This is a genomic window from Naasia aerilata, assembly GCF_030296595.1.
In the GTDB taxonomy this organism is placed as follows: domain Bacteria; phylum Actinomycetota; class Actinomycetes; order Actinomycetales; family Microbacteriaceae; genus Naasia; species Naasia aerilata.
This window is the reverse complement of sequence record NZ_AP027731.1, coordinates 308,432-326,220: the sequence shown is the minus strand read 5'-3', so window position 1 is coordinate 326,220 and position 17,789 is coordinate 308,432. Positions and strand designations below refer to the sequence as shown.

Here is a 17,789-nt window from a genome sequence, read left to right as displayed (position 1 = left end):
CGACATGACCGACGAGAAGAACGACGAGAACGGCATCGCGGGGACGGGCATCAAGCTCGGCATCACGCTCTACTCGCTCACCTCCGAGTTCGCCGCGGGCCTCTACACGCCCGAGACGCTCATCCAGGCGGTGCACGCCGAGGGGCTCGGCACCGGTGTCGAGTTCAACATCGCGCAGATGCTGCGCACCTATCCCGACGTCGACGACGAGTTCGTGAAGCTCTGGCGCGACAGCATGGACCGGTACGGCCTGGAGCCCAGCGCGGTCGGGACCAACCTCGACATGGGCCGCCGCAAGGACCGGGACATGACGCCCGACGAGGAGCACGACTTCCTCGCCCGGCAGCTCAAGACCGCGAACACGCTGGGCTTCAAGAAGGTCGTGATCCGCTCGGCGGGAAAGGAGCTGCTGCGCAGCCTGCTGCCGCTCGCCGAGCAGTACGACCAGAAGCTGGGCTACGAGATCCACGCACCGTCGGGGCCCAACGACCCGCAGGTCGTCGCGATCCGCGAGCTGTACGACGAGCTCGGCTCGGACCGCCTCGGCTTCACCGCCGACTTCAGCTCGACCATGCACAGCCTGTCGCCGACCCTGCTCCGGACGATGCGGCAGATGGGCATGCCCGAGGAGTACTTCCCGGTCATGGACGAGATCTGGCACCGCCCGACACCCATGTACGTGCGGAACGGCGAGTTCGAGGAGTTCCTCACCTCGGAGGGCTTCGACTGGGCCCGCCTCGGACCCTTCACCCGGCTGGCCTTCAACATGCACGGACTCGTGCCGCCGGAGGAGTGGCTCGACATCATGCCGCAGATCTTCCACGTGCACGCCAAGTTCTACGACATCGACGAGACCGGCCAGGAACCGGCGATGGACATCCCCCGGATCGTCCGCCAGTTCGTGAAGGGCGGCTACACCGGCTACCTCTCCAGCGAGTGGGAGGGGCACGCGTTCTCCGACCTCGGCGAATCCGACCCCGTCGACCTCGTCAAGCAGCAGCACGCGCTCATGCGCCGTGCCATCGAAGACACCGTCGCCGAGAGCGTGCCGAGCCCCGCGGGCGCATAAGCCGCGGCGGCGAGCCCCGAATCCTTCTCCATCTCCCCGTAGTCCCTGCCCGACCCATCGAAAGAGGATCCATGACCACCACCGAAGACAACACCACCGCCGAGCTGCGCGCCGAGCTCGCGGAGCTGCGCGCCCAAGTCGCCTCGCTGAGCCAGGTCGCGCAGTCCGCGCACGACCGCGGCGCGATCGAGAACCTCTTCAGCCGCTACATGCACCTGCACAACGCGTTCGAGGACGAGCAGATCATCCCGCTCTGGGTGAGCCGCGGCACGGAGGGCATCCGCGCGCGCTACACGAACGCCGGCGAGTACACCGAGTACGACAGCGTGATCCGCTACCACCAGGGACGGCCGCGGCCGGTCGGCAAGCTGATCCTGCACGCGACCACCACCCCGGTGATCGAGGTGGCCGCCGACGGGAAGACGGCCAAGGGCGTCTGGCTGATGGCCGGCACGGAGTCCGGGCTCACCGACCCCGAGGTCGCCAAGGGCTTCCCCGACATGTACTCGCCGAACCTGGTGCAGGGCAAGAAGGTGTGGGCGCACTGGGTGTGGTGCAAGTACGGGATCGACTTCCTCAAGCAGGACGGCGAGTGGAAGATCTGGAAGTTCCGCTGCTACGAGCTCGCCCGCGCGCCCTTCGAGGAGAACTGGGTCAGCTTCGGGGAGAAGAACCAGGGCGCCTTCGACCTGGACCTCATGTACTTCGGCGACGACGGGAAGCCCGTCTTCATGCCGAAGGCGGACCGCCCCGTGCCCTCCGAGAACCACCCGTACAGCCCCAGCACCGTGCAGAAGCTGGAGCCGGTGCCGCCCGTCCCGCACGACACCTTCGTCGACACCTTCTTCGACTGAGCGCCCTCGCAGTCGCAGACCACGAACCTCGAGACCTGGAGCCGACATGGCCACTCACAACTCACTCTTCGCCGAGAAGGACGTCCGGCGTCACCCGGACGGCATCGCCGTGTCGCTGCAACTGCCCTGGTACCGCAGCCTGTGGCTCTCGGCGGTCGACGACGTCGCGGCGTCCGTGAACGGCGTCGACGTGCCGAAGGACCGGCTGCGCTTCGAGCTGCAGGGGCGGAGCTACCGCATCGAGGAGCTGCCCGAGCAGTGGGACACGCTCTGGTTCGTCGCCGACCGTCCGGACGTGGTGATCTCCCTCGACCCGGTCCCGGAGCCGGGGGAGAAGCTCACCGTCGAGGTCGTGCTCACCATGCGGCTGCTCTACATGCAGATCGCGCCGCAGCGGTACGTGACCAACCGCGTGCCGGTCGAGCGCGAGGTCGTGCTCGCCTGACGCGAGGAGAGGCGATCATCATGCAGCAGCTGCCGAACGGCTGGACCCTGGCCGCGAGCTCGTTCAACTGGACGCCGGAGGTGATCCGGGCGGAGCGACCCGCGCCGGAGATCGTCGCGGCGATCGCGGGGGACGGCGTCGCGACCGTGATCGAGCTCGAGGCCGGGCAGGCCCTGCGGTCCTTCCCGGAACCCACCGCCGAGGAGGTGGACGCGCTCCGCAGCGCCGTCGAGGAGGCGGGGGCCGGATCAGCATCGTCGGCGCGAGCATCGACGACTTCGGACCGGACGGCCGCCCGCGCACCGAGGACGAGCGCTGTGACTTCCTCCTGCCCCAGCTGCACGCCGCCAGGCGGCTCGGGGCGACCGGCATCCGCCTGCCGATCGGCGAGGCGGGGCCGGCGCTGCTGCGCCGACTCCAGCCGCTCCTGCACGAGCTGGAGCTGACGCTCTACGAGGAGATCCAGGGGCAGCAACCACCGGACGCTCCGGCCGTGGCTTCCGCCATCACGGACATCGCCGACCTCGACGATCAGCGCGTGCGGCTGCTCGTCGACACGAGCATGCTGATGCCCGCCCTGCCCCCGAGCTACCTCGAACTGCTCGCGACCGCGGGGCTCCCCGCGGACCTGATGTCTCGGCTCACCGAGGACTGGCGGGCACCCGAGACGCTGCAGGCGGTGATCGCGCTCCTCCGATCGGGGGAGTTCCGCCCGCGGTGCACACCCTCTACATGAACCTGCTGATCCGCTTCGGGCGATCCGATGCGGGCGTCCTCCGGGAGGTGGTGCCGCTGGTCGGAGGGTTCCACCTCAAGTTCTGGGACTTGGACGACGCCGACGAGCGGGTCTCCGGGCCGCTGCGCGATCTCGGGCGGCTGCTCGCGGAGACGGGCTTCCGCGGCACGCTCACCAGCGAGTGGGGTGGCCACGAGTGGCTGAACGGGGATGCGAACGCGATCACCCGACAGCACCTGGATCTCGCGGCGGCCGCCCTGGTGGCAGGAGCCGGGTCGGGCAGCAGCAGCGCACGAGAGGACCGGTAGGGCGATGGAATCGGTACTCCGCAGCGACGCGCTGCGTACGGGGGCGGGCGGTGTCGAGCTGCGGCTCGCCCTTCCCTGGATCCGCTCCATGCCGGTGTCCTGCGTGCGCGCACTGGACCTGACGATCGACGGGGATCCGGTCGAGGGGCTCTCCGTCCTGCTCGGCGGCCGCCGGGTGGACCCGTCCGGGCTTACCGGGGAGCGGTCCTGGTGGTTCCTGCAGGACCGGCTCGTCCTCGCGGCCGACCGTCCGGTCCGCCCCGGAGTGCACGCGGTGGCCGTCGCCTTCCAGCTCCTGGTGCCCTACCTGCGGACGGGACCCGACGCCCCGCTCGTGCTGCCCTTCCGCGCCGAGGCGGACCTGCTGCTCGACGCGGCGCCTCTTCCGAGCGTCTCTCGCGACGTGGCCTGAGCGGATCAGGCGGAGATCCGCGCGGCCCGGTCCCGCAGGACCTCCAGCCGCGGGCGCCCCTCGGTGAACCATCGCGCGAACGTGGCGTCGAACAGCTGCTCCCGCAGCATCTCGGCGCCCCCGCGCAGCGGCTCGCGCACGTCTCCGAGGGACTGCTCGACGTCGAGGTCTCGGGTGGCGAGGGGCTGCGCGAGCTCCGCGATCTGGTGGCGCACCTCGGCGAGGAAGACGTCCCCGGCGCCGGCGCCGACCGCGCCACCCAGCACGATGACGGCGGGGTTGAACATGTTCACGAGGGAGGCGAGCGCGGCGCCCACCGTGCGGGCGGACGATCGCACCAGCGAGACGGCGAGCGCGTCGCCGTCCTCAGCCGCGCGGGCGATCTGCTCCGCGGTGAGCGGCCCGTCGCCGCCCCGCAGAGTCGTGGCGGTTCCGGCGGTCATGGCCGCCTCCGCGTCCCGGACGAGCGCCCACCCGCCGGCGACCGCCTCGAGGCAGCCGACCTTGCCGCAGCGGCAGGCCTCCTCGGAGTCCCGCACCCGCTCGTGGCCGATGTCACCGGCTGCGCCGTTCGCGCCACGGTGGATGCGCCCCTGCGAGAGCAGCCCGACGCCGATGCCCGTGCCGACCTTGCAGTAAAGGAGGTCGGGCCGCTGCTCACGGCGCCGCGCTCGCTCACTGAACGCGAGCAGGTTCACGTCGTTGTCCACCCACGCCGGCGCCCCGTACCGACGCTCGAAGGCGCCGCGCACGTCGAAGCCGTCCCAGCCCGGCATGATGGGCGGCACTACCGGCCGCCCCGTGGCGAAGTCGACAGGCCCCGGAACCCCGATCGCGATGCCCCACAGCGGAGAGTCGCCGTTCGCGACGAGGAGGTCGTCGATCATGGCCATCGCCGCCTCGAGCGTCTCTCCCGGCCCGCGCGCGATGTCCCAGCTCCGATGGCGCTGGTCCAGCACGTCGCCCTCGAGGGCGGTGAGGCCGACATGGATGTGCATGGCGCCCAGGGCGCAGATGAGGAGGCGCCCCTGACCGGATCGGAATCGCAGGGTCCGCGGTGCCCGGCCCCCGACGACGGCCCGAACTCGCCGTCCTCCAGGTAGCCCAGCTCGATCGCCTGGTCGATGCGCTGGGTCACGGCTCCGCGGCCGAGTCCGGTCAGCCGCCCGATCTCGGGCCGGGTGGCGGCCTCCCCGAGCCGGACCAGGTTGACGACGTGGAGCAGGCTGGTGACCTCGTCCGTCTGCGCGCCGAAGCGCAGAGAGGAATGCCTGGCCATGCTCGATTCTCACACGGACCGAGTCCCGCGCCGCCCGAAGCCGGCGACTTCGGCCGACATGGAGCAGAAGTCGGCGCTATCGTTCGAGCACGTCGGGAGCGGAAGAAGGGGAGCGGATGGCTCGGGGAGTCGGCTTTCTCGGTGCCGGGCCGGGAGTGTCCGCGCTGCACCTGCCGACCCTCGCGCGCCTCCCGGATCTCTTTCGGATCGCCGCGATCGCCGACGCCGGCAGCGGACGGGCAGAGCGGCTCGCGGCGCGGGCCGGCGCTCTCGCCCCGCGCGATGCCGAGGAGCTCGTGGCGTCAGCGGGCGTCGAGGTCGTGGCCATCTGCAGCCCCCGCACCTGCACGCGGCTCACGTGCGGCTCGCCATCGGCGCCGGCGTTGGGGCGATGCTGTGCGAGAAGCCTCTCGCGACGACCGCGGAGGAGGCGCGAGAGCTCGTGGACCTCGCCCGGGCAGCCGGGGTCGCGCTGGTGGTGGGGACCAACCACCTGTACGACCCGGCATGGTCGACGGCCCGGCGCGCGCTCGCGGAGCTGGGCGGCGAGGTGAAGACAGCAGCCGCCACGCTGCTCCTGCCGCCGAACGGCCGGTACCACGCGCTCGTCGGCGAGTACGACCGGCCGGACGCGGCCCCGCCGCGGGGGCGCCGGACTGGACGGACCCGAACGTGGCGGCGGGCGTGGTGCGGCAGCTGCTGCTCGGGCTCGGGATCCACGATCTTCCCGCCATCCGCGAGCTGGCGCCCGAGTTCGAGCGCATCTCCTTCGCTCGCGCCGTCCCGCCCATCGGCTATGCCGTGGGCTTCCGGTCGAGCAGGGTGCAGGTGCAGCTCGCCGCCGTGATGCTCCCGGACGGCCCGGATGCGCAGTGGCGCCTCAGCATCGGCACCACCCGCGGCGTCGTCGACATCGACTATCCGCCCGCATTCGTCCACGCGGGGTCGGCGGTGGTCCGGGTCCGGACCGCCGAGGGCCGGCTCATCGAGCACCCCGCCGATCCCGACGACGGCTACGTGCGCGAGTGGCGGGCGCTCGACGCCGAGCTCCGCGGCGATCGTGCCATCGACTACGACGGGGTGCTGGCGGACGCCCTGTTCGCCATCGCGATCGCCGACGGCGCCGCCGACGTCGTCCGGGGCGTGCCCGCATGACCCCGATCCGTGTGCACACCGAGGTCCCCGCCTACGCCGTCGCCCTCCGCGAGCTTCCCGTCTCCGCGGTTGCGGCGCCGGCCGCGCAGGCGGAGATCCATGTCGTCGAGGGCTCCGCGCGCCCGGACGGGCAGCTCGCCGGAACGGTGCTCGTCCTGGCCGGTGATCCGCCCGCGTCCGCCGCCGGCATCGAGGCGCTTAGGAGAAGCGGTGCACGAGTCGTGCTGGAGCGGCGGCGCCTGCGGCGAGACCTCGTCGACGACGCCCTCGCCGCCCGCGCAGACCGTGGGGCGGCGCCCCCGCGGATGCTCGTCGCCGAGTGCCTCGCGGGAGCGGAGCAACTCGCCGCAGTCCTGCGCGACGCCCTGGGCTGGAGCCGGGAGCTCGGAGGAGCGCTGACTCAGGACCAGTCGTCCGCCGACGACGAGGCGGTCTCTGCGCTGCTGGCCGCCGGCCCCGATCGCATCCCGGTGCTCCTGCGCGCGACGGTTGCCCCGGATGCCCGCAGCTTCGTGCGGGTCAGAGCGCTCGGCGAGGTGACGACCGAGATCGTCGTCGAGGAGCTCGGGAGCCGCTGCTCGGTGTCGACGACGGACGCCGCCGGGCGGGAGGAGGCGCCCCGCCGCTTCGAGTCGGTCGAGCGGTTCACCGTGCGGCGCGCGCTCGCGGCCCTCGCCGGTGAGGACCTCCACGACGACGTCGCGGACCTCGTCGCCGATGCCGCGCTGGTGGACCACATCCTCTCCGGCCGCTCCGGAGCGGCATAAGCCGAAGTGATCCACGGAATCGGAAGACTCCGATTCCTCGATCCTCCGCCGGACCGGATAGTGGACGGAGGCCGGTGTCCGTGCCGTTCCGGAAGGATCGATGATGATCAAGCTGCTCTCCCACCTCTCCTATGTGGCCATCACATCGCCAGACGTCGAGTCGTCGGTCGAGTTCTACGTGAAGCAGGTCGGCCTCACCGAGGTGGACCGGGTCGACGGGGCCGTGTACCTGCGCTGCTGGGGCGACTACTACGCCTACTCGGTCGTCGTGGTGCCGGGCGACGAGCCGTCGCTCGAGACGATGGCCTGGCGGGTCTCGAGCCCCGAGGCTCTGCAGGAGGCGGCCAAGCGTGTCGAAGCGGCGGGCGTGACGGGCGGGTGGGTCGACGGCTACAAGATCGGCCGCGCCTATCGCTTCACCGGACCGTGGGGTCACAGCATGACGCTGCACTGGGACGTGGAGCGCCACCAGGCGCCGGGTTCCGTCGCCTCGATCTACCCCGACCGTCCCGAGAAGCGCAGCAAGGTCGCCGGCGCTCCCCGCCAGCTCGACCACGTCACCGTCGCGACGAGCGACGTCGACGCGTTCGCCGCCTGGTACAACGACGTGCTGGGCTTCCGCATCATGGCCCGCACCGTGCTCGACGAGGCGCCCATCTCGGTGTTCTCGGTGCTCACGACCAACGAGAAGTCGCACGACCTCGGCGTCGTCCTCGACGGATCCACTCGCGCGGGTCGCGTCAACCACTACGCCTTCTGGGTCGACACCCGCGAGGAGCTCCTCATCGCGGCAGACGTCCTTCTCGAGAACGGCACCGCGATCGAGTACGGCCCCTCCATCCACGGCATCGGCGAGCAGAACTTCCTCTACTACCGTGAGCCGTCGACGCTGCGCATCGAGCTGAACACGGGCGGCTACCGCAACTACGTGCCGGACTGGACGCCGAACACCTGGAAGCCGTCGCTCGGCAGCAACAACCTCTACCGCAACAGCCGGATGCCCATGTCGATGACCGAGTCGTTCCCGCCGGCCGACGGCCCCTCCGCGACCGAGGAGGGCGTGCCGGACGAGATCAAGGACGCGCTGCTCAACCCCTATGCCAAGCAGGGGCAGGGCTGAGCGCAGCCTCCGGGGGCCCTTCCGGGGCCCCGTCTCCTTCGTCCGGCGCACCGCTGCGCCGAACCAGCAAGAAGCAAAGGATCCCCATGCCGAACGGACTGCTCGATAACGCGAGCCTGCGCCTGCACCCCGAGGGTCTCGCCCTCTCGCTGACGATCCCCTGGTACCGCAGCCTCTGGCTCTCCTCGGTCACCTCCTTCACCCTCAGCGTCGACGGCGAGGAGGTGCCCGCCGCCGACCTGTCCTTGGAGCTCGACGACACCCGGTACTCCCTCGACCAGCTCCCCGAGCAGAGCGACGTGCTCTGGTACCTGCAGGAGCATCCGCTGCTCGTGGTGCGCCGCGACCAGCCCGTCGCTCTCGGCGAGGCCCACAGGATCGACCTGGTCGGCGACCTGCGCCTGCCCTACATGCAGATCGCACCGGGCCGCGACGGCGGCGCCGGCATGTACGTGCCGAACCACGTGGAGGAGCACCGGACGCTGGCGGTGACCGATCAGGGCGCCGAGCCGCCCGCGCTCGTGAACGACGTGTCCGCGCCCCCGCCCGCCACCGAGGCGGACCCCTTCAAGCTCGGGCTCACGCTCTACTCGGCGAGCGCCGAGTACCGGGCCGGCTGGTACGACCTCGACGGGCTCCTCGACCGCGTCGCCGAGCTCGGCATCGGCCCCGGCATCGAGATCGTGGCGTCCCAGATGCTGCGCACCTATCCGGTCGTGTCGGACGGGTTCGAGCGCACCTGGCGCGCCGCCTTCGACCGCCACGGCTTCGACGCGAGCTCGTTCGGCGCCAACCTCGACATGGGACGCCGCCGGGACCGCGACATGACACCGGACGAGGAGTTCGAGTTCAGCGAGATCCTCTTCCACGGCGCCAAGAAGCTCGGCTTCCCCCTCATCCGCATCCAGAGCGCGAAGCCGGAGCTCCTGCGGCGGCTCCTGCCGATCGCCGAGGAGCTGGAGCTCAAGCTGGCCTACGAGATCCACGCCCCCATGGGCCCCAACTCGCCCGAGATCGTGAAGGTGCGAGACCTCTACGACGAGATCCAGTCGCCGCTGCTCGGCTTCGTGGCCGACTTCTCCTCCACGATGCACAGCATGTCGCCGACGCTGCTGCGGGCGGTCCGCCGGGCGGGACTGGACGACGAGGCGGTCGACACGCTCCAGCGGATCTGGGCCACCGACGCGTCCATGCGGGAGCGGCAGCAGGAGTTCATCGGCTACCTGAACGGCCGCGACTTCGACCCGGGCCGGCTCGGCGCCTTCGCGCACCTCGCCTTCAACATGCATGGGCACGTGGACGTGCACGAGTGGACCGACATCATGCCCCAGATCCTGCATGTGCACGCCAAGTTCTACGACATCGACGAGAGCGGCCAGGAGCCCGCCATCGACTACCCGGAGCTCGTGCGGGTCTTCGTCGAGGGCGGCTATCGCGGCTACTGGTCGAGCGAGTGGGAGGGCCATGCGTTCGCCGAGCTCGGCGAGGTCGACCCCCTTGTTCTGGTGCGCAAGCAGCACGACCTCATCCGCCGCTCGATGAGCGAGGTTCCGGCCGCGACCCGGTGACGACGGATCGGCCGCGCGTCGCGCGCACCGCACGCCCATCCTCGAAGGAGAGACCATGACGGACACGCCCACCATCGCCATCGTCGGCAGCGGCCCCATCGGCGCCGCGTACGCGCGGGTGGTGCTCGAGAGCCACCCGACCGCGCGCGTCGTGATGTTCGAGGCCGGCCCGCAGCTGACCGAGCGCCCGGGCGCGAGCGTGCGCAACATCCCCGACGCCGACGAGAAGGCGCGGGCGCGCGAGCTGTCCCAGGGCCCCCAGGCGGGGTCGCTGCGGGAGTCGCTCGGGCTTCCCGCCGGCGTCGTCGTGGAGGGCATGTTCACCGCCCGGCAGGGCACCCACCTGCTCGACTTCGGCGGCGAGGGGAGCGCCCACGCGCCAACGTTCCCGGCTGCGGCGGCCTCCACCAACGTCGGCGGCATGGGTGCGCACTGGACCGCCGCCATCCCACGGCCCTCCGGCTCCGAGCTGGTGTCGTTCATCCCGGGAGACGAGTGGGAGGACCTCGTCTCGACGGCCGAGAAGCTCCTGCACGCCAACAGCGCCGCGTTCGCCGACTCGCCCATCGGCGGCGCCATCCGCGCACTGCTCGACGAGGAGTTCGGCGCGGAGCTGCCTGAGGGTCGCGGCGTGAGCACGCTTCCGGTCGCCGGCGACCCGCAGCCCGACGGCACGATCCAGTGGGCGGGCGCCGACGTGGTGTTCGGCCCCCTCATCGAAGTCGGCTCGCCGCTCGCCGAGCGGTTCGAACTGCGCGACCTGAGCCTGGTCCGCCGCGTCGAGACGGAGGGCGCCCGGGCCACCGGGGTCACGGTCGAGGACCTCCGCACGCACGTGACCCGGTTCGTGCCCGCCGACCTCGTCGTCGTCGCGGCGGACGCGTTCCGCACTCCGCAGCTGCTCTGGGCGTCGGGGATCAGGCCGCCGGCGCTAGGCCACTACCTCACAGAGCATCCGATGGTCATCTCGACGGTCGCGCTCGACGGCGAGCGGATGGCACGGTTCGCGACCGAGGACGACCTGAAGGTGGAGCTCGCCCGCCGAGCCCTCAATCCCGCCGACCCCGTTGGCGCCGTCAACCGCATCCCCTCGTCGGAGCCCGACCACCCGTTCTCGCTGCAGGTCATGTACGCCGAGAATCCGCCCTTCCCGCTCGACCCCACCCACCCGCACGCGGGGAACACCTGGGGCTACGTGAACATGGGCTACGGCGCGCGGAAGCAGCCGCGCTTCGAGGACGGCGTCACGTTCGACGACGCGGAGCTCGACTATCGCGGCTTCCCCAACATGACGATCTCCTACGAGCTGGGCGATCAGGAGAAGGCGGAGATCGAGCGCGCGACGGCGATGCTGCGCCGCGCCGGCAAGTCGCTCGGCACCTTCATCGCCGAGCCCCGGCTGCTGCCGCCCGGCTCGAGCCTGCACTTCCAGGGCACCACGCGCATCGGGGAGGTCGACGACGGCACGAGCGTCGCCGATCCCTTCTCGCGCGTCTGGGGCTTCGACAACCTGTACGTGGGCGGCAACGGCACCATCCCCACGGCGACGAGCATGAACCCGACGCTCATGAGCGTCGCGCTCGCCGTTCGCGGCGCCCGGAAGGCGGCCGCGGACCTGGCGGCCGCTGACGTGACCGGAAGCGAGGGGATCCCCGCGGCATGACCGCGCCCGAGATCGCCCTTCCCGGCCTGTCCGGACGCACGATCGTCGTGACCGGAGCGGCCCGTGGCCAAGGGGCCGCGGAGGCCCTGCTGCTGGCCGCGAACGGCAGCCGGATCATCGCGGCCGACCTGGCAGCGGAGGCGCCCGCCGAGCTGGTTGAGGCGGCCGCCGGCTTGGCGGGCTCGGTGGAGTACCGGACGCTCGACGTCGCGGACCCGGGCGGGTGGAACCGCCTGGCGGACGAGCTCGAGGGCGAGCCGGTGCACGGCCTCGTCAACAACGCGGGCGTCGCGTTCCGGGCCCGCCTCGGCGAGGTCGAGCTCGATGACTGGAACCGGGTGCTCGCGATCAACCTGACCGGCGCCATGCTCGGCATGCAGGCCGTCGCGCCGCTGATGGCTCGCGGCGGCTCGATCGTCAACATCGGCTCCGCCGCCGCCGTGACTCCGCACCACACCGCCGCGTACACGGCCAGCAAGTGGGGCCTGCGGGGTCTCAGCGCCGTGGCCGCGACGGAGTACGGGTCGCGCGGGATTCGCGTCAACCTGGTCAATCCGGGCTACATCGAGACGCCGCTCATGGCCTCGGCGCCGGCCGCCATGACCGCCGCGCAGCTCGCCCTCACGCCCCTCGAGCGGACCGGACAGGCCGAGGAGGTCGCCGCGGTCGTCGCGTTCCTCCTCTCCGACGCGGCGTCCTACGTCACCGGAGCGGAGCTCGCCGTGGACGGCGGGTTCTCCTCGTCGCGCGGGGTCAAGTACATGTCGGACACGATCGCGGCGGCCGCTCGCGCGGGGGATCCGTCGCCGGCCGATTGGGACGAGAACACCTTCCGTGAGACAGTCGAGACGTGAGCGTCCTTCTCAGCGTCGAGGTGTCCTGATGCGTCCTGCCCGCACGGTCGATCCCGCCATCGCGCGGTCCTGGCTGCTGGTCAACGGCACCCAGCCCGCGACCTTCGACACCGCCTCCTCGTCGCGCGCCGACCAGATCGTGCTCGACATCGAGGACGCCGTGGATCCGAAGCGGAAGCCCGAGGCGCGCGAAGACGTCGCCACGTGGCTGGGCAACGGCGGCCACGCGTGGGTCCGCATCAACGACCGGTCGACCCCGTTCTGGCAGGACGACGTCGAGCGGCTCCGCGGCGTGCCCGGACTCCTCGGCGTCATGCTCGCCAAGGTCGAGGCCGGCGAGCACGTCACGGAGACGTTCGAGCAGCTGGGCGGGGCGACTCCCGTGCTGCCGCTCGTGGAGTCGGCGCTCGGCATCGAGTCGGCCGTCGACATCGCCCGGGCCCGCGGCGCCTTCCGCCTCGCGTTCGGGAGCGGCGACTACCGCCGGGACACGGGCACGAGCGCCGACGACCTCGCGATGGCGTATCCGCGGTCGCGGCTCGTCGTCGCCAGCCGAGTCGGCGGTCTTCCCGGCCCCATCGATGGTCCGACCGTCGGCAGCAGCCACCCGCTGCTGCGCGAGCAGTCCGCGCTCTCGGTGGCCCTCGGCCTCACCGGCAAGCTGTGCCTCCGGATGGAGCAGATCTCCGTCGTCAACGAGGTGATCAGCCCGACGTCCTCCGACATCGAGTGGGCCGCCGAGTTCCTCCGTGCGTTCGAGGCGCGAGGCCGCGAGATCATCGACGGCAGCGACCTCCCGCGGCTCGGCCGGGCACAGAAGATCCGCCGGCTCGCGACCGAGCTGGGCGTCGACGGCGGGGCGTTCGAAGGACTCTGATGGCACGCCGGCGCGTCGCCCTGCCGTTCACGGAGCGGGCGCTCGCCGGCGTCGACAACGTCTTCTTCCTGCTCGGCGCCGTCGCGGCCGGCTGGCTCGCCGTGCTCACGGTGCGGCGGATCCTGATCGGCGGGATCGAGGACCTCTGGCTGGTCCTCGTCTTCTGGGTCGTGCTCGCCTACCTCCTCCTGCCGCGCGTGCACACGATCCTCACCCGGGTCTACGTGCCGGACTACTTCATCGGGCGCACGCGCACCTACGAGGGCCTGCTGGGCGACCCGGTCAACCTCGGCTTCCTCGGGAACGAGGACCAGCTGCACACGGCCATGCGGCTCGCCGGCTGGGACCGGGCCGACGAGCTCGGCTTCCGCAGCGGCCTCCGGATCGTCACCTCAACGCTCACGCGGCGCAGCTATCTGACGGCGCCCGTCAGCCCGCTCTTCCTGTTCGGCGGCATGCAGGAGTTCACCTACCAGCAGCAGGTCGCCGGGGATCCCCGGCGGCGGCACCACGTGCGGTTCTGGAAGACGCCGCCCGGCTGGCTGCTGCCCGGCGGCGCCCGCGCGGACTGGCTCGCCGCCGGCACCTACGACCGGAGCGTCGGCCTCTCGATCTTCACGCTGCAGATCACGCACAAGATCGACGCGGACATCGACCAGGAGCGCGACCACATCGTCGCGACGATCCTGGCGGGCAGCAGCGAGGTCGAGCGGACGGTGATCCGCAACTTCTCCTCCGGCTTCCACTCGCGCAACGGCGGGGGCGATGCGATCGCGACCGACGGCGATCTGCCGATCCTCGACGTCCGCGCCATCCGGGCGGCGCCCGCGGAGGCGCCCCTGCCGGACACGGCGACGGCCGGCCCCGGTGCCGCCGCAGGAAGCGGAAGGCCCGTGCGCGCCTCCGCGCGGTCTCTTCTCGACACGGCGAAGGACACGGCGGCGTCGAACCGGGTGAAGCGGCCCATGACCCTCTACGCCGGCTACCTGCTCATGCTGGCTCGCGTGGCCCTCGCCATCGTCGTGGCGCTGGCCGCGGCGTTCGGCGCCATCGGGTCGTCCGTCATGCCGCGCATGCAGTCCTGGCTGCTCGGGGTGCCGGAGGGCCCGGACCGGGTGTGGATCCTGCTCCTCCTCATCCTCGCGGCAGGCGGCGCCTACCTGTTCGTCGCCCAGTACACGTTCTGGGGCCACCCCGACGCCCGCTTCGTGGCGCTCACCCTGAGCGTCGCGGGCGTGGTCCTCGCCCTGCTCGCGGGACCCGTGGAGCCGACCGGGCTCGGCTTCCGCATCTGGGTCCTCGAGCTCGCGCTCGACGTCGGCATCCTCATCACCCTCTCCGCGGGCGACGTGCGCGAGTTCCACGTCCGCACGGCGCACCGCGCGGGGTGGCGCAGCGTCGTCACGGTCAAGGAGTCCTGAGGCGGGACAGGACGGGCCGATTCGGCGTTTCCGGGCCTCAGCGGCGGCCCGGATTGCCCGATTCGGCCCGGGGTCCCCGACGCGGTCAGCCCCGGTAGAAGTCCCGGACCAGCTCCGCGAAGGCCTCGGCCTGCTCGATCTGCGGCATGTGCCCCGTGTCGAGGAAGAGGTGGGTCCGGGCGTGCGGCAGGGCGGTCTTCGCGGCCTCGAGGTGCACCGCGGGCAGGATGAGGTCGCGCGCGCCCCACACGACGAGCGTCGGCAGGTCCTGCTCGGCGAGCCGGGCGAGGAGGTCGCGTCGCCACCCCTCGCGGACGCCGCGCACGGTGCCGAGGTCGCGGCCCATCTCGAGCATCGCCTCCCGCGGCCGCTGCGCGAGCACGTAGGCCTGCTCCACCCGCTCCTCGGTGGAGAACGACGGGTCGTGGAAGATGCCGCGCAGAGTGCGGGCGGCCGAGGATCGGCGCGGCCGGAGGAGGACGCGCGTCAGCGGGCGGAGGGCGAGGAGTCGCAGGCCCAGCGCCACCTCCCGTCCGAACCCGGCGCTGTTGACGAGGACGAGGTCGCGCACGCGCTCCGGATGCTCCGCCGCGAACGCCATCGTGACGGCGCCGCCGAGCGAGTTGCCCAGAAGATGCACGGGTTCGGTCACGCCGAGCTCGTCGAGGAACGCCGGCAGCCAAGCGCTCAGCCGCTTCAGCGTGGTCGGCCCCTCCAGCCGGTCGGACCAGCCGAACCCGGGGAGGTCGACGCTGATCACGCGGTAGTCGCTCGAGAGCAGGTCGTGCTGCTCCGTCCAGTCCTCGAGGCTGCGGCCGATGCCGTGCACGAGCACCACCGTGTCGCCGGCACCCGTGTCGCGGTAGCGGACCGATCGTCCGCCCACGACGAGCTCCGCCGTCGCCCCCGTGCTCACCGCGCCGTCGCCTCCGCCGTCGGTCGCAGCGCGTCCGCGGACCGGCCGAAGCGCACGCCGTCGGTCAGCGGCCCGCGGCGCATCAGCTGAACGTCCTTGAGGTAGTTCTGGTGCAGCCGCCACGGAGCGGCCGGTCCCTGCTTGGGCAGCAGGTCGACGCTGCGGCGGACATAGCCGGAGCTGAAGTCGATGAGCGGCTCGAGCGTCGACGGATCGAGCGGCGGGGCGACCGGCGTGACCGAGTCCTCTCCCGTCCGCTTCATCCGGTTGAGAAGGCGGCAGACGTAGCGGGCGACGAGGTCGGCCTTCAGGGTCCAGGATGCGTTGGTGTAGCCGATGGTGAGCGCGAAGTTCGGCACGCCGGACAGCATCATCCCCTTGTAGGCGATCGTCCTCGCGACGTCGACCGTGCTCCCGTCGACGACGAGCTCGATGCCGCCGATCGGCAGCAGCTTGAGACCCGTCGCCGACACGACGACGTCGGCCGGCAGCTCCTCGCCCGAGCGCAGCAGGATGCCGTGCGGGGTGAAGCGCTCGATGTGGTCGGTGACGATCTCGGCGCGGCCCGCCCGGATCGCGGCGAAGAGGTCGCCGTCCGGCGCGACGCACAGCCGCTGGTCCCATGGCTCGTAGGAGGGCGTGAGGTGCCGCGCGATGTCGTAGCCGGCCGGCAGCGTCCGCACCTGGTCCCGGCGGAGCGCCGACTTGACGATGCTCGGCGCCTTGCGGCTCAGCGTGTAGGTCACGATCGAGTAGAGGACGTTCTTCCAGCGCACGATCGGATACGCGATGCGCGCGGGAAGGGACTGGCGCATCCGGTCCGCGAACCGATCCCGGCTCGGCCTGGACGCGATGTAGGTGGGGGAGCGCTGCAGCATCGTCACCTTCGCGGCCTCGCGGGCGAGGGTCGGCACGAGCGTGACGGCGGTCGCCCCGCTGCCGATGATGACGACCTGCTTGCCCGCGCAGTCCAGGTCCTCCGGCCAGAGCTGAGGGTGGACCACGGTGCCCGCGAAGTCGTCCCTGCCCGGATAGTCAGGGGTGTACCCCTCGTCGTAGCGGTAGTAGCCGGTGCAGACCGAGAGGAAGGAGCAGGTCAGCTGCGTCTCCTCGCCCGCATCGCCTCGGCGGACGGTGACAGTCCAGCGCGCGTCGGCCGACGACCACTCGGCACGCTGCACCCGGGTGCCGAAGCGGATCCGGGACTCGATGCCGTACTTGCGCACCGTGTCGGCGAGGTACGCGCGGATCGACGAGCCGTCGGCGATGGTCTTCGGCTCCCGCCACGGCTCGAACTCGTAGCCGAAGGTGAACATGTCGGAGTCGGAGCGGATGCCGGGGTAGCGGAACAGGTCCCAGGTTCCGCCGACCGCATCCCGGGACTCGATGATCGCGAACGTGCGGTCGGGGCACTCCCGGACGAGGTGGCAGGCGGCGCCGATCCCGGAGATGCCTGCGCCGACGATCAGCACGTCCACGTGGTCCACGGCTCGTCCCCGCCTTCGTCGTCCCGGAGCCTCCGACGCTAGCAAGCCGCGCCCGGGACATCCTGAACCCGACTTCCTCGACCTGCCCACTTCTGCGGCAAGTCAGCGCCGAGTTGCCGCAGAAGTGGGCAGGTCGAGGAATCCTCCGGAGGGCACACGGGTTGTCGAAGATGCGGCCGTCCGGGCCGGCGAACGACAGGAGACTCCATGCGCATCAAGGTCATCGGCGGAACCGGCTACGCCGGCAGCCACATCGTCCGGGAGGCCGTGTCCCGCGGCCACGAGGTTACCTCCTACAGCCGCAACGCCCCGGCCGAGCCGGTCGAGGGCGCCGTCTACCGGACGGGCAACGTGCTGGAGGACGACTTCCTCGCCGAGACGGTGGCGGACGCCGACGCGGTGTTCGAGACGCTGTCGCCTCGCGGCGAGCTCGCGGGCCGGCTCGAGGAGGTCGTGGACCGGCTGATCCCCCTCGCGGTCGGGGCCGGCGTCCGGCTGGGCGTCCTGGGTGGCGCATCGTCCATGCACGTCTCGGAGGGCGGGCCCCGGCTGATCGACCTCCACGAGCCGGCTCCGGAGGTTGCTCCCGAAATCCACACCGGCATCGCGCTCCTCGAGACTCTCCGCGCGGCGCCCGAGGACCTGGACTGGTTCTACGTGAGCCCCGCCGCCAGCTTCGGCTCGTGGGTGCCGGGCGAGCGCACCGGCTCCTACCGGCTGAGCGACGAGGTGCTGCTCACCGACGAGAACGGCGACTCCTCGATCTCCGGGGCCGACCTGGCCATCGCCGTGGTGGACGAGCTCGAGCAGGCCGCGCACCGTCGCCGGCGCTTCCACGTCGCCTACTGACCGCGCCTA

General features: G+C 71.6%; 20 protein-coding genes and 1 pseudogene. 17 read left to right on the top strand and 4 right to left on the bottom strand.

The window, feature by feature from the left end; translation table 11 throughout:
* Positions 1 to 4: 4 nt before the first annotated feature.
* The 7 genes from QUE51_RS01760 to QUE51_RS01730 all read left to right on the top strand — a co-directional run bounded on the left by QUE51_RS01760 (position 5) and on the right by QUE51_RS01730 (position 3,824).
* Positions 5 to 1,069 (top strand): sugar phosphate isomerase/epimerase family protein, encoded by a 1,065-nt coding sequence (locus tag QUE51_RS01760; RefSeq protein WP_286277922.1) that lies wholly within the window; start codon positions 5 to 7, stop codon positions 1,067 to 1,069.
* Positions 1,070 to 1,140: 71 nt separating this feature from the next.
* Complete coding sequence (locus QUE51_RS01755; protein ID WP_286277921.1) at positions 1,141 to 1,923, top strand: nuclear transport factor 2 family protein; 783 nt, start codon at positions 1,141 to 1,143, stop codon at positions 1,921 to 1,923.
* A 46-nt stretch (positions 1,924 to 1,969) separates the two neighbouring features.
* The gene (locus tag QUE51_RS01750; protein WP_286277920.1) at positions 1,970 to 2,368 is read left to right on the top strand and encodes a C-glycoside deglycosidase beta subunit domain-containing protein; all 399 of its coding nucleotides are present in this window, start codon (positions 1,970 to 1,972) and stop codon (positions 2,366 to 2,368) included.
* Between the two features lie 20 nt (positions 2,369 to 2,388).
* Positions 2,389 to 2,814, top strand: a complete 426-nt coding sequence (locus QUE51_RS01745) for a hypothetical protein (RefSeq protein WP_286277918.1) — start codon at positions 2,389 to 2,391, stop codon at positions 2,812 to 2,814.
* Positions 2,815 to 2,861: 47 nt separating this feature from the next.
* Positions 2,862 to 3,104: a hypothetical protein gene (locus tag QUE51_RS01740; protein WP_286277917.1), complete on the top strand. Its 243-nt coding sequence runs from the start codon at positions 2,862 to 2,864 to the stop codon at positions 3,102 to 3,104.
* A complete protein-coding gene (locus QUE51_RS01735) occupies positions 3,101 to 3,412 on the top strand; it encodes a hypothetical protein (protein ID WP_286277916.1) in 312 nt (103 codons plus the stop codon). The genes QUE51_RS01740 and QUE51_RS01735 overlap by 4 nt, the downstream gene beginning before the upstream one ends.
* Before the next feature lie 4 nt (positions 3,413 to 3,416).
* A complete protein-coding gene (locus QUE51_RS01730; RefSeq protein WP_286277915.1) occupies positions 3,417 to 3,824 on the top strand; it encodes a hypothetical protein in 408 nt (135 codons plus the stop codon).
* Positions 3,825 to 3,829: 5 nt separating this feature from the next.
* On the opposite strand, the gene QUE51_RS01725 is transcribed toward QUE51_RS01730, so the two are convergent.
* Entirely contained in the window at positions 3,830 to 4,822 is a 993-nt protein-coding gene (locus QUE51_RS01725) for an ROK family protein (RefSeq protein ID WP_286277914.1), read from the bottom strand.
* Positions 4,708 to 5,103: a hypothetical protein gene (locus tag QUE51_RS01720; protein WP_286277913.1), complete on the bottom strand. Its 396-nt coding sequence runs from the start codon at positions 5,101 to 5,103 to the stop codon at positions 4,708 to 4,710. Before QUE51_RS01720 ends, QUE51_RS01725 begins: the two co-directional genes overlap by 115 nt.
* 116 nt (positions 5,104 to 5,219) lie before the next feature.
* On the opposite strand from QUE51_RS01720, the pseudogene QUE51_RS17725 reads away from it, so the two are divergent.
* From QUE51_RS17725 to QUE51_RS01680, 9 genes and pseudogenes are all read left to right on the top strand, one after another.
* Positions 5,220 to 5,527: pseudogene (locus tag QUE51_RS17725) on the top strand (Gfo/Idh/MocA family oxidoreductase); the annotation flags it as partial.
* 248 nt (positions 5,528 to 5,775) lie between these two features.
* A complete protein-coding gene (locus tag QUE51_RS01715) occupies positions 5,776 to 6,258 on the top strand; it encodes a hypothetical protein (RefSeq protein WP_286279490.1) in 483 nt (160 codons plus the stop codon).
* Positions 6,255 to 7,025 (top strand): hypothetical protein, encoded by a 771-nt coding sequence (locus tag QUE51_RS01710; RefSeq protein WP_286277912.1) that lies wholly within the window; start codon positions 6,255 to 6,257, stop codon positions 7,023 to 7,025. The genes QUE51_RS01715 and QUE51_RS01710 overlap by 4 nt, the downstream gene beginning before the upstream one ends.
* 103 nt (positions 7,026 to 7,128) lie before the next feature.
* Entirely contained in the window at positions 7,129 to 8,145 is a 1,017-nt protein-coding gene (locus QUE51_RS01705; protein ID WP_286279218.1) for a VOC family protein, read from the top strand.
* Positions 8,146 to 8,231: 86 nt separating this feature from the next.
* Complete coding sequence (locus QUE51_RS01700; protein ID WP_286277911.1) at positions 8,232 to 9,713, top strand: C-glycoside deglycosidase beta subunit domain-containing protein; 1,482 nt, start codon at positions 8,232 to 8,234, stop codon at positions 9,711 to 9,713.
* Between the two features lie 55 nt (positions 9,714 to 9,768).
* On the top strand, positions 9,769 to 11,376 hold the full coding sequence (locus QUE51_RS01695; RefSeq protein ID WP_286277909.1) for a GMC oxidoreductase: 1,608 nt from the start codon (positions 9,769 to 9,771) through the stop codon (positions 11,374 to 11,376).
* Positions 11,373 to 12,230, top strand: a complete 858-nt coding sequence (locus QUE51_RS01690; protein WP_286277907.1) for an SDR family NAD(P)-dependent oxidoreductase — start codon at positions 11,373 to 11,375, stop codon at positions 12,228 to 12,230. The genes QUE51_RS01695 and QUE51_RS01690 overlap by 4 nt, the downstream gene beginning before the upstream one ends.
* 28 nt (positions 12,231 to 12,258) lie before the next feature.
* Entirely contained in the window at positions 12,259 to 13,107 is an 849-nt protein-coding gene (locus QUE51_RS01685) for an HpcH/HpaI aldolase/citrate lyase family protein (RefSeq protein WP_286277905.1), read from the top strand.
* Complete coding sequence (locus QUE51_RS01680) at positions 13,107 to 14,528, top strand: LssY C-terminal domain-containing protein (protein ID WP_286277903.1); 1,422 nt, start codon at positions 13,107 to 13,109, stop codon at positions 14,526 to 14,528. Before QUE51_RS01685 ends, QUE51_RS01680 begins: the two co-directional genes overlap by 1 nt.
* Before the next feature lie 85 nt (positions 14,529 to 14,613).
* On the opposite strand, the gene QUE51_RS01675 is transcribed toward QUE51_RS01680, so the two are convergent.
* Both QUE51_RS01675 and QUE51_RS01670 read right to left on the bottom strand, forming a co-directional pair.
* Positions 14,614 to 15,444 carry an alpha/beta fold hydrolase gene (locus tag QUE51_RS01675; protein ID WP_286277901.1) on the bottom strand — a complete coding sequence of 277 codons (831 nt, stop codon included), beginning with the start codon at positions 15,442 to 15,444 and terminating at the stop codon, positions 14,614 to 14,616.
* Positions 15,441 to 16,931, bottom strand: a complete 1,491-nt coding sequence (locus QUE51_RS01670) for a flavin-containing monooxygenase (protein ID WP_286277899.1) — start codon at positions 16,929 to 16,931, stop codon at positions 15,441 to 15,443. Before QUE51_RS01670 ends, QUE51_RS01675 begins: the two co-directional genes overlap by 4 nt.
* A gap of 207 nt (positions 16,932 to 17,138) precedes the next feature.
* On the opposite strand from QUE51_RS01670, the gene QUE51_RS01665 reads away from it, so the two are divergent.
* Positions 17,139 to 17,780 (top strand): NAD(P)-dependent oxidoreductase, encoded by a 642-nt coding sequence (locus QUE51_RS01665; RefSeq protein WP_286277897.1) that lies wholly within the window; start codon positions 17,139 to 17,141, stop codon positions 17,778 to 17,780.
* Positions 17,781 to 17,789 lie beyond the last annotated feature (9 nt).

Excerpts from the sequence above, each read along its gene's own strand:
- QUE51_RS01760 (WP_286277922.1), top strand. The coding sequence starts at position 5 with ATGACCGACGAGAAGAACGACGAGAACGGCATCGCGGGGACGGGCATC.
- QUE51_RS01755 (WP_286277921.1), top strand. The coding sequence starts at position 1,141 with ATGACCACCACCGAAGACAACACCACCGCCGAGCTGCGCGCCGAGCTC.
- QUE51_RS01750 (WP_286277920.1), top strand. The coding sequence starts at position 1,970 with ATGGCCACTCACAACTCACTCTTCGCCGAGAAGGACGTCCGGCGTCAC.
- QUE51_RS01745 (WP_286277918.1), top strand. The coding sequence starts at position 2,389 with ATGCAGCAGCTGCCGAACGGCTGGACCCTGGCCGCGAGCTCGTTCAAC.
- QUE51_RS01735 (WP_286277916.1), top strand. The coding sequence starts at position 3,101 with ATGAACCTGCTGATCCGCTTCGGGCGATCCGATGCGGGCGTCCTCCGG.
- QUE51_RS01730 (WP_286277915.1), top strand. The coding sequence starts at position 3,417 with ATGGAATCGGTACTCCGCAGCGACGCGCTGCGTACGGGGGCGGGCGGT.
- QUE51_RS01725 (WP_286277914.1), bottom strand. The coding sequence starts at position 4,822 with ATGCACATCCATGTCGGCCTCACCGCCCTCGAGGGCGACGTGCTGGAC.
- QUE51_RS01720 (WP_286277913.1), bottom strand. The coding sequence starts at position 5,103 with ATGGCCAGGCATTCCTCTCTGCGCTTCGGCGCGCAGACGGACGAGGTC.
- QUE51_RS01710 (WP_286277912.1), top strand. The coding sequence starts at position 6,255 with ATGACCCCGATCCGTGTGCACACCGAGGTCCCCGCCTACGCCGTCGCC.
- QUE51_RS01705 (WP_286279218.1), top strand. The coding sequence starts at position 7,129 with ATGATCAAGCTGCTCTCCCACCTCTCCTATGTGGCCATCACATCGCCA.
- QUE51_RS01700 (WP_286277911.1), top strand. The coding sequence starts at position 8,232 with ATGCCGAACGGACTGCTCGATAACGCGAGCCTGCGCCTGCACCCCGAG.
- QUE51_RS01695 (WP_286277909.1), top strand. The coding sequence starts at position 9,769 with ATGACGGACACGCCCACCATCGCCATCGTCGGCAGCGGCCCCATCGGC.
- QUE51_RS01690 (WP_286277907.1), top strand. The coding sequence starts at position 11,373 with ATGACCGCGCCCGAGATCGCCCTTCCCGGCCTGTCCGGACGCACGATC.
- QUE51_RS01685 (WP_286277905.1), top strand. The coding sequence starts at position 12,259 with ATGCGTCCTGCCCGCACGGTCGATCCCGCCATCGCGCGGTCCTGGCTG.
- QUE51_RS01680 (WP_286277903.1), top strand. The coding sequence starts at position 13,107 with ATGGCACGCCGGCGCGTCGCCCTGCCGTTCACGGAGCGGGCGCTCGCC.
- QUE51_RS01665 (WP_286277897.1), top strand. The coding sequence starts at position 17,139 with ATGCGCATCAAGGTCATCGGCGGAACCGGCTACGCCGGCAGCCACATC.